Source organism: Ramlibacter aquaticus (assembly GCF_015159745.1).
Classification (GTDB): Bacteria; Pseudomonadota; Gammaproteobacteria; order Burkholderiales; family Burkholderiaceae_C; genus Ramlibacter; species Ramlibacter aquaticus.
On record NZ_JADDOJ010000025.1, the window covers coordinates 38,700 to 47,664 of the forward strand.

Consider the following 8,965-nt stretch of genomic DNA (forward strand, 5'->3'; position numbering starts at 1 on the left):
GGACACCCCATGGCAACCAGCAGCATCCTGGGCGCGGACACCGCGCCCGAGCAACCCAGCGGCCGCGACGCGGACGCCCTGGGCCCCAGCGACAACTCCGACAGCGGCAGCGACGCGATCGGCACCTTCGAGGCCCATGCCGACAGCGACTCGGTGGGCACGGGCGAGCGCGGCTCCGTGACGCCGGGCGAGGCGCCCGAGGGCGCGGACCTGCTGCCGGACCGCGTGCTGGTGGCGGGCGCCGAGGAACAGGCGCTCTCCAGCGGCGAAGGCTTCCCCGAGGAAGACACCGACGCGCGCGAGTTCACCGACCTGGACGCCCAGGACCCGGGCGACGCCGAAGCCGGCGACGACGCGGCCTGAGCGGATGACCGCCCGCGCCCTGACGCCCACGGCGCAGCAGCGCCGTGCGCGCGTGCTGCTGCACGAGGTCTTCGGCCTGGACCGGCTGCGCGCCGGGCAGAAGGCCGTGATCAACCGCGTGCTCGCCGGCCAGCCGACGCTGGCCACCATGCCGACCGGTGCCGGCAAGTCGCTGTGCTACCAGTTGCCCGCGCTGCTGCTGCCCGGGCTCACGCTGGTGGTCTCGCCCCTGATCGCGCTGATGCAGGACCAGTGCCAGGACCTGCAGGCCAAGGGCGTGCGCGCGGTGCAGCTGAACAGCGCCATCGGCGGCGAGGCCACGCGCGAGGCGGAGGCCGCCATCGCGCAGGGCGAGGCGCGCATCGTGATGGTGACGCCCGAGCGGCTGGCCGAGCCGGCGTTCCTGGCCCTGCTGGACGGCCGGCCGGTGAGCCTGCTCGTGGTCGACGAGGCGCACTGCATCTCGCAGTGGGGCCACGACTTCCGGCCCGCCTTCCTGGAGATCGGGCCTGCCGTGCGGGCGCTGGGAAAGCCCACGGTGCTCGCGCTCACCGCGACCGCCAACGAGGACGTGGCACGCGACATCCGCGAACAGTTGGCGATCCCGGCCTCGGGCGTGGTGCACACCGGCACCTACCGGCCCAACCTGGACCTGCGCGTGGACACCGTGGCGCGCGAGGCGGACAAGCTGGAGCGCGCGCTGGCCCTGGTGCGGCGCGAGCCGGGCGCGGGCCTGGTGTACTGCGCGACCATCAAGGCGGCCGAGCAGGTGCATGCGGCGCTGGCGGCGGCCGACGAGTCGGTGGGGCTCTACCACGGGCGGCTGCCCGCCGGCGAGCGCAGCGCGGTGCAGGACGCCTTCATGGAAGGCCGCTGCCGGGTGATGGTCGCCACCAACGCCTTCGGCCTGGGCATCGACAAGCCCGACATCCGCTTCGTGCTGCACTACCAGGTGCCGGCCGGCCTGGAGGCCTATTACCAGGAGGCCGGCCGGGCGGGGCGCGACGGCGAGCCCTCGCTGTGCACCCTGCTCTTCCTGCGCGCCGACCGGGCGGTGCAGCAGTTCTTCATGGCCGGCCGCTACCCGACGGGCGAGGACGCGCAGGCGATCTACGCCGCCCTGGCCCAGCCCTCGCCCGAGGGCTCGCTCTGGACGCTGCCGCTGCTGCAGTCGCGCCTGGCGCGGCCGCGCGCCAAGGTCCAGGTGGCCCTGGGCGTGCTGCGCCGGCACCGGGTGGTGGCGCTGCAGGGCCACGATGTGCACCTGCTGCAGCCCGGCCTGGAACCGGACGCGCTGGACGGCCTGATGCGCGGCTACGCCGGCAAGCGCGAGCTGGACCGCGAGGGGCTGGAACGCATGGTCTCGTACGCGCTGGCCGGCCAGTGCCGCTGGAAATTGCTCCTGGACCACCTGGAGGGCGAGGCGCCCTTCGAGCGCTGCGGCCACTGCGACAACTGCCGGCGCATCGCCGCCCACGAGAAGGTGATGGACACGCTCGCCCAGGCAGCGCCGGCGGGCGCGGCCCCGGCGTCGGCGGAGGCAGCGCCCGGGGCGGGGGCCGCCCACGCGCACGCCGCCTTCCAGCGCGGCGACGTGGTTCGCGTGCCCCGCTACGGGCGCGGGCTGGTGGAGGCGGCGGACGCCTTGCAGGTGACGGTGGCCTTCCCGGACGGCAGCCGGCGCAGCTTCCAGCCCGACTTCGTCGCCCCCTGGCGCGGCCGCGGCAAGGCGGCCGCGCTGCAGGCGCGTGCCGCCGCGACGGCGGGCGGGCTCAGCGCGCCAGCGTAGAGGCGCCGAACAGGCTGGCGACGAAATCCACCGCCAGCTCGGCGGTGCGGTTGCGCACGTCCAGGGCGGGGTTGATCTCCACCACGTCCAGCGAGCCCAGGCGGCCGGTGTCGGCGATCATCTCCATGCACAGCTGCATCTCGCGGTAGGTGGGGCCGCCGCGCACGCCGGTGCCCACGCCCGGGGCGTCCATGGGGTCCAGGCAGTCCAGGTCGAAGCTCACGTGCAGGTGGGTGTCCTCGTCCACGTCCTGCAGCGCCTCGGTCATGGTGTTGCGCATGCCGTGCTCGTCGATGTGTCGCATGTCGTAGACCGAGAGGCCGATCTCGCGGATCGCCTCCTTCTCGTCGGCGTCCACGCTGCGGATGCCGATGAAGTCCAGGTCGGCCGGCGCCAGGGCCGCGGGCTGGCCGCTCCAGCCCACGAGCTGCGAGGGGCCCTGGCCCAGCAGGCAGGACACCGGCATGCCGTGCACGTTGCCCGAGGGGCTGATGGCGGGGTTGTTGACGTCGCTGTGGGCATCCAGCCAGAGCACGCGCAGCTTCTTCTTGGCGTAGCGGCAGTGCCGCGCCACCGCGCTGATGGAGCCTATCGCCAGGCAATGGTCGCCGCCCATGAGCAGCGGCACCTGGCCGGCGGCCAGCACGGCGGCCACGCGGTCGAACACCGATCGGTTCCAGGCCACCACCTCTTCCAGGTGGCGCACGCCGCCCTGCGGCGGCGCCCAGGGCGTGGGCGGCCCGGCGAGGTTGCCGTGGTCGATCACCGCCATGCCGATGCGGGTGAGGGTTTCATACAGGCCGGCCACGCGCAGCGCGTCCGGCCCCATGCCGGCGCCGCGCACGCTGGCCCCGACGTCGGTGGGGGCGCCGATGAGGCTGACGGTGCGGACCATGGCCGCGATTGTGGCAGCTTGGCAGCCTGCCGGTGTCTGTTGCTACGAGGTGCATCCGTCCGCCCCGCAGCCGCCTGCGCGTGCCCAGAATGGGCCGCCCAAGCACAGAAGGACCTGCCATGCTGGCGATGAACTACCGCGGCCCCTACCGCGTGCGCACGGTGCACAAGGCCGAGCCGGAGATCGAGCACCCGAACGACGCGATCGTGCGCGTGACGCGCTCGTGCATCTGCGGCTCGGACCTGCACCTGTACCACGGCCTGGTGCCGGACACCCGCGTGGGCTCCACCTTCGGCCACGAGTTCACCGGCATCGTCGAGGAGGTGGGCCCGTCGGTGCAGGGACTGAAGAAGGGCGACGCCGTGCTGGTGCCCTTCAACATCTTCTGCGGCAGCTGCTTCTTCTGCCGCAAGGAGCTGTACGGCAACTGCCACAACGTGAACCCCGAGGCCACGGCCGTAGGCGGCATCTACGGGTATTCGCACACCGCGGGCGGCTACGACGGCGGCCAGGCCGAGTTCGTGCGGGTGCCCATGGCCGACGTGGGGCCCACGGTGATCCCGGCCGACCTGGACCTGGACGACGCCGTGCTGCTGACCGACGCCTACCCCACCGGCTACCAGGCCGCCGAGATGGGCGAGATCGCGCAGGGCGACACGGTGGTGGTGTTCGGCGCCGGGCCGGTCGGCCTGTTCGCCGCCAAGTCGGCCTGGCTGATGGGCGCGGGCCGCGTGATCGTGGTCGACCACATCGAGCACCGGCTCGAGTTCGCGAAGACGTTCGCGCAGTGCGAGGTGATCGATTTCCGCACCGTGGACGACATGGCGCTGCACATCAAGCGCATGACCGACTGGCTGGGCGCGGACGTGTGCATCGACTGCGTGGGCTGCGAGGCGGCGGGCAGCGCCCTGCAGCGCCTCACCGGCATCAAGCTGAAGATGCAGGCCGGCGCGGCCACCGTGCTGCACTGGTGCATCAACGCGGTGCGCAAGGGCGGCACCGTGTCCATCGTCGGCGTCTACGGGCCCACCTTCAACGCGGTGCCCATCGGCAATGCGCTGAACAAGGGCCTGACCCTGCGCATGAACCAGGCCAGCGTGAAGCGCCACCTGCCGCGCCTCATCGAACACATCCAGGCCGGCCGCATCAAGCCCAGCGAGGTCATCAGCCACCGCTTCGCGCTGGAGGACATCGCCGACGCGTACCACATGTTCTCCAGCAAGCTGGACGGCATGATCAAGCCGGTGCTGGTGCCGCGCGGCGCGGCGCTGCACTGAGGGAGGCCCCGATGGACACGAGCACCACCCCCTCCACCGGCGCCGGCGCGCCGGTCTACGTCGAGAAGACCGATCCGCTGGAGCACCAGCAGCGCCCGCGCGACACCGCGCACATCCAGGGCTGGGGCGCGGACGCCGACCCCAGGGACCGGCCGGGCTACCCCATGGAACGCACGCCGCCGTGCCTGCCGCACGTGCACTGGAATTCGCCGGTGCCGCAGGCGCGGCGCGTGCAGGTTCTGCACTCCATCGAGCGGCCCGGCCTGACGCCGGTCTTCGGCAGCACGGTGCCGCCGGCCGGCCTGTCGGGCAAGATGCGCGAGCTCGCCTTCCACTACAGCGAGAACGACCTGCGCCACTGGCTGATCCTGCTCGCGGCCGACCGGGTGAACGTGGGCGAAGGCCTGCTGTCCGACCTTGCGCACGGCCACGTTCCGAACTTGTGGGCCGAGATGGGCCTGTCCGCCGAGTGGCGCTACAACCGCGCCGGTCTCCTGCGCAAGGCCGCCGTGACGGCCGCCGTCGCCGGGGCCGCGCTCTACCTCATGCGGCGACGCCGCGCACCGAGGAGCTGGCATGACTGATCGCCTCAACCGCTACCTGGACTGCATGGCGGCCTGCAACGCCTGCGCCGTGGCCTGCCTGCACTGCGCGGCCTCCTGCCTGCACGAGCCGGACCCGCGGCCCATGGTGCGCTGCATCGAGCTGGACACCGACTGCGCCCAGCTGTGCCAGCTCTGCGTCTCGCTGATGGCCGGTGGCAGCGAGCTGGTGCCGCAGGTGGCCGGGCTGTGCGCCCTGGCCTGCAACGCCTGCGCGGCCGAGTGCTCGCGGCATGGCATGGACCACTGCCAGCAGTGCGCCGAGGCCTGCCTGCGCTGCGCGGCGGCCTGCACCGCGGTGCGCGAGCGCGTCACGGCCTGAGCGCGCAGGCGCAGCGCCGGTTCAGCGCGGCGTGGGAACCCCGGGGCCGGCCGCCCCCTCCAGGCAGGCGGCCAGGTGCGGCGCGGTGCGGCTGGCGCGCTCACGCGCCACCGCCTGCGGCGGCCCCTGGGCGACGATGCGCCCGCCGGCCGCGCCCGCGCCGGGGCCCATGTCGATCACCCAGTCGGCCTGCGCGGCGATGCGCATCTCGTGCTCCACCATGACCACGGTGTTGCCGGCCCGCACCAGGGCGTCGAGCTGCAGCATGAGCCGGTCCACGTCGCAGGCGTGCAGGCCGGTGCTGGGCTCGTCCAGCACGTAGAGCGCGTCGCCACGCTGCGCGCGCTGCAGCTCGGTCGCCAGCTTGATGCGCTGGGCCTCGCCACCCGACAGCTCGGTGGCCGGCTGCCCCAGGCGCAGGTAGCCCAGGCCGATCTGCTGCAGCACCTGCAACGGCCGGGCCACGGCGTCCTCGGCGGCGAAGAACCTAGCCGCCTCGTCCACCGTCATGCGCAGCACCTGGGCGATGTTGCGGCCCTGCCATTCCACCTCCAGGGTCTGCGGGTTGTAGCGCGCGCCCTGGCAGTCCGGACAGGGCGCATACACGCTGGGCATGAAGAGCAGCTCGACCGCCACGAAGCCCTCGCCCTCGCAGGTCGCACAGCGGCCCTTGGGCAGGTTGAAGGAGAAGCGCCCCGCGTCGTAGTGCCGGCGCCGCGCGGCGGGCGTCGCCGCGAAGAGCTTGCGCACCGCGTCGAAGAGGCCGGTGTAGGTGGCGAGGTTGGAACGCGGCGTGCGCCCGATCGGCTTCTGGTCCACCTGCACCAGCCGGCGCAGGCGCCCCAGCCCGCTGGCCAGGCGGCCCTCGGTCGCGGCCACGGGCGCGTCCTCCAGGCTGGGGCCTTCGGCCGCCTCGTCCGCCGGCGCCCCGCCCAGGGCGTCGCGCACCAGGTCCACCAGGGCCTGGCTCACCAGGCTGGACTTGCCGCAGCCGGAGACCCCGGTGACCACGGTCATGCAGGCCAGCGGCAGCGCCACGTCCAGCTGGCGAAGGTTGTTGCGCGTGACGCCCGCCAGCCGCAGCCACTCCTGCGGCTGCACGGGCTCGCGCCGCCGCGGCACCAGGGTTTCAAACAGGTGCGACCGGGTGCGCGATGCGGCCACCTCCGCCAGGCCGGCGGGCGGACCGCTGTAGAGCACGCGCCCGCCCTGCTCGCCGGCGTCCGGGCCCACGTCCACCAGCCAGTCGGCACGGCGCATCACCGCCAGGTCATGCTCCACCACGAAGACGCTGTTGCCCGCCGCCTTCAGCGCCTGCAGGGCGGCGTAGAGGGCTTCGCTGTCATCGGGGTGCAGGCCCGCCGAGGGCTCGTCCAGCACGTACACCACGCCGAACAGCTGCGAGGCGAGCTGGGTGGCCAGCCGCAGGCGCTGCAGTTCCCCCGGCGACAGCGTGGGCGTGGCGCGGTCCAGCGAGAGGTAGCCCAGGCCCAGGGACTGGAGCGTGGCGATGCGCCGCAGCAGGCCCTGGGCCATGCGCTGGGCGGCGATCCGCTTTTCCTGCGAGTGGGCCGGGGTGCGGCGCACGTCGGGCGCGGCGGCATGCGCGGAGCCCCCGGCCGCCACCCGGCGCTGCACCGCCTCGCGCGCGGCGGCGCGGCCCAGCGTGGACCGCGGGCCGGTGGCCGCCGGCGGCGCGCCCGCGGCCACGGGGGCCAGGCGCTCGGCCAGCGCGTCCAGGGGCAGCGCCGAGAACGCCGCGATGTCCAGCCCGGCGAACCGGACGGACAGCGCCTCGGGCTTGAGCCGCCGGCCCTGGCAGGCCGGACAGTCGGCGGCCGTGAGGAAGCGGCCCACGCGGCGGCGCACCGTGGCGCTCTGCGTGCCGGCAAAGGTCTGCAGCACATACTGGCGCACGCCGGTGAAGGTGCCCATGTAGCTGGGCGCCATGCCGCTGCGCACAGCGGCCCGCGTCTCGCGCGGCGTGAAGCCGGCGTACACCGGCACCGTGGGCGTCTCCTCGGTGTAGAGGATCCAGTCGCGGTCCTTGCGCGGCAGCTCGCGCCAGGGCCGGTCCACGTCGTAGCCCAGGCTGACGAGGATGTCGCGCAGGTTCTGGCCGTGCCAGGCGGGCGGCCACGCGGCCACGGCGCGCTCGCGGATCGAGAGCGAGGGGTCCGGCACCATGGCGGCTTCCGTCACGTCGTAGATGCGGCCCAGGCCGTGGCAGGTGGGGCAGGCGCCCTGCGGCGTGTTGGGCGAGAAGTCCTCGGCGTACAGCATGGGCTGGGCGGCCGGGTAATCGCCGGCCCGCGAATACAGCATGCGCACCAGGCTGGACATCGCGGTGAGGCTGCCCACGGACGAGCGCGCGTTGGGCGTGCCGCGCTGCTGCTGCAGGGCCACCGCGGGCGGCAGGCCGTCGATGGCGTCCACCTCGGGCACCCCGGCCTGCTCGATCAGGCGGCGCGCATAAGGCGACAGCGATTCCAGGTAGCGCCGCTGCGCCTCGGCGTACAGGGTGCCGAAGGCCAGCGAGGACTTGCCCGAGCCGGACACGCCGGAGAACACCACCAGCGCGTCGCGCGGGATGTCCACGTCCACGTTCTTCAGGTTGTGCTCGCGGGCGCCGCGCACCCGCACGAAGGCACCGCAGTCCCTGGCGTCGTCCATGGCCCATGGTGGCCGGGCGCGGCCGGGCTCGAGGTCGGACGCGGTGCAGTGGCGGCGTCGGTGACGCGCCCGCCGCGCGGGCAGCCGGGCGGCGAAGGCCGCGACGCGCCCGGCCTGGGATCAGGCGTCGAAGCCGGGCAGCCAGCCCTGGGCGGGCGCTGCCGGCGGGGGGCACGGCCCAGCCGTGGGCGCAGCCGGCACCGGGGCGGCGCCCACGGGCCCCAGGCCCGGCAGGGGCACGCGGCGGGACGGGTCGGCCGCGTCGTGGGCGATGCGCTCCAGGGGCGGCAGCCGGACCAGCTGCAGGGCCTCGTCCAGCGTGCCCTCCAGCCACTGCCGCCAGTCGCCCTGCTCGATGGGCACCACCGCCCGCTTGTCCTGCGCATCGGCCGGCAGCGAGGGCTCGGGCTTGTGCATGAGCGACAGCAGGGGATGGGCGTCGCAGTTCTGCGTCAGCATGGTGTAGCTGCGCAGCACTTCGCCCGTGGCCGGGTCGGTCCAGTCGGTCCACAGGCCGGCCAGCGCCCAGGGCTGGCCGTCGCTGCGCGCGAAGCGCCACCAGATGTTCCTGCCGGTGCCCCAGTAGGGCTCGTCCCAGTCGATGGCCGGGATCAGGCAGCGCTGGCCGCGGGACCACGGCCCCTTGAAGCTGGGTGCGGTGGGGGCGGTCTCGACGCGGCAGTTGTTGGTGCTGATCGGCCGGCCGCCCTTGCCCGTGGGCCGGCGCGCGGTGGCGAACCAGGGGATCAGGCCCCACTGGCCGACGGACACGCCCTCCCGGTGCACGAAGGGCCCGGGCTGCCAGGGGCCGATGCCGGCGGGCGACCAGGGCTCGGCCTCCTCGATCTGCGTGAAGCCGAAGGTGTCGCGGAGGTAGGTGACGCTGGCGGGACGGTAGCGGTTGCACATGGCGTTCTGGCGAGGCCGGGCGGCATCGGGGGAATGTCAAGCCGCGCGCGTATTGTCCGTGCTGCGCGCCGGGCGTGCAGGGTGGCCGGGCAGGCGCTGGGTATGATTCGCCGCTCCCGTCCCTGTCTCTTATAC

General features: G+C 73.9%; 8 protein-coding genes. 5 read left to right on the plus strand and 3 right to left on the minus strand.

What is annotated here, in order from left to right; genetic code table 11:
* The first annotated feature begins 9 nt into the window (after positions 1-9).
* Entirely contained in the window at positions 10-363 is a 354-nt protein-coding gene (locus IM725_RS08300; protein WP_193780110.1) for a hypothetical protein, read from the plus strand.
* A 4-nt stretch (positions 364-367) separates the two neighbouring features.
* Positions 368-2,152, plus strand: coding sequence for a RecQ family ATP-dependent DNA helicase (locus IM725_RS08305; protein WP_193780111.1), 1,785 nt, complete (start codon positions 368-370; stop codon positions 2,150-2,152).
* Here IM725_RS08305 and rocF read toward each other — a convergent pair.
* Complete coding sequence (gene rocF / locus IM725_RS08310; protein ID WP_193780112.1) at positions 2,136-3,047, minus strand: arginase; 912 nt, start codon at positions 3,045-3,047, stop codon at positions 2,136-2,138. The genes IM725_RS08305 and rocF overlap by 17 nt on opposite strands.
* A 119-nt stretch (positions 3,048-3,166) precedes the next feature.
* Between rocF and IM725_RS08315 the strand changes: the two genes are divergently transcribed.
* From IM725_RS08315 to IM725_RS08325, 3 genes are read left to right on the plus strand one after another with little or no spacing between them, the layout of a single operon-like run.
* On the plus strand, positions 3,167-4,324 hold the full coding sequence (locus IM725_RS08315; RefSeq protein WP_193780113.1) for a zinc-dependent alcohol dehydrogenase: 1,158 nt from the start codon (positions 3,167-3,169) through the stop codon (positions 4,322-4,324).
* 11 nt (positions 4,325-4,335) lie between these two features.
* The gene (locus IM725_RS08320) at positions 4,336-4,908 is read left to right on the plus strand and encodes a hypothetical protein (RefSeq protein WP_193780114.1); all 573 of its coding nucleotides are present in this window, start codon (positions 4,336-4,338) and stop codon (positions 4,906-4,908) included.
* Positions 4,901-5,248, plus strand: a complete 348-nt coding sequence (locus IM725_RS08325) for a four-helix bundle copper-binding protein (protein WP_193780115.1) — start codon at positions 4,901-4,903, stop codon at positions 5,246-5,248. Before IM725_RS08320 ends, IM725_RS08325 begins: the two co-directional genes overlap by 8 nt.
* A gap of 21 nt (positions 5,249-5,269) precedes the next feature.
* Here the strand turns inward: IM725_RS08325 and IM725_RS08330 are convergent, their stop codons facing one another.
* Together IM725_RS08330 and IM725_RS08335 are read right to left on the minus strand one after the other, a co-directional pair.
* Entirely contained in the window at positions 5,270-7,921 is a 2,652-nt protein-coding gene (locus tag IM725_RS08330) for an excinuclease ABC subunit UvrA (RefSeq protein ID WP_193780116.1), read from the minus strand.
* 120 nt (positions 7,922-8,041) lie between these two features.
* Entirely contained in the window at positions 8,042-8,830 is a 789-nt protein-coding gene (locus tag IM725_RS08335; RefSeq protein WP_193780117.1) for an SOS response-associated peptidase, read from the minus strand.
* Positions 8,831-8,965: the final 135 nt, after the last annotated feature.

Bases quoted from the DNA above. Each gene is read 5' to 3' on its own strand.
- IM725_RS08320 (WP_193780114.1), top strand. From the start codon at position 4,336: ATGGACACGAGCACCACCCCCTCCACCGGCGCCGGCGCGCCGGTCTAC.
- IM725_RS08335 (WP_193780117.1), bottom strand. From the start codon at position 8,830: ATGTGCAACCGCTACCGTCCCGCCAGCGTCACCTACCTCCGCGACACC.
- IM725_RS08325 (WP_193780115.1), top strand. From the start codon at position 4,901: ATGACTGATCGCCTCAACCGCTACCTGGACTGCATGGCGGCCTGCAAC.
- IM725_RS08315 (WP_193780113.1), top strand. From the start codon at position 3,167: ATGCTGGCGATGAACTACCGCGGCCCCTACCGCGTGCGCACGGTGCAC.
- rocF (WP_193780112.1), bottom strand. From the start codon at position 3,047: ATGGTCCGCACCGTCAGCCTCATCGGCGCCCCCACCGACGTCGGGGCC.
- IM725_RS08300 (WP_193780110.1), top strand. From the start codon at position 10: ATGGCAACCAGCAGCATCCTGGGCGCGGACACCGCGCCCGAGCAACCC.
- IM725_RS08305 (WP_193780111.1), top strand. From the start codon at position 368: ATGACCGCCCGCGCCCTGACGCCCACGGCGCAGCAGCGCCGTGCGCGC.
- IM725_RS08330 (WP_193780116.1), bottom strand. From the start codon at position 7,921: ATGGACGACGCCAGGGACTGCGGTGCCTTCGTGCGGGTGCGCGGCGCC.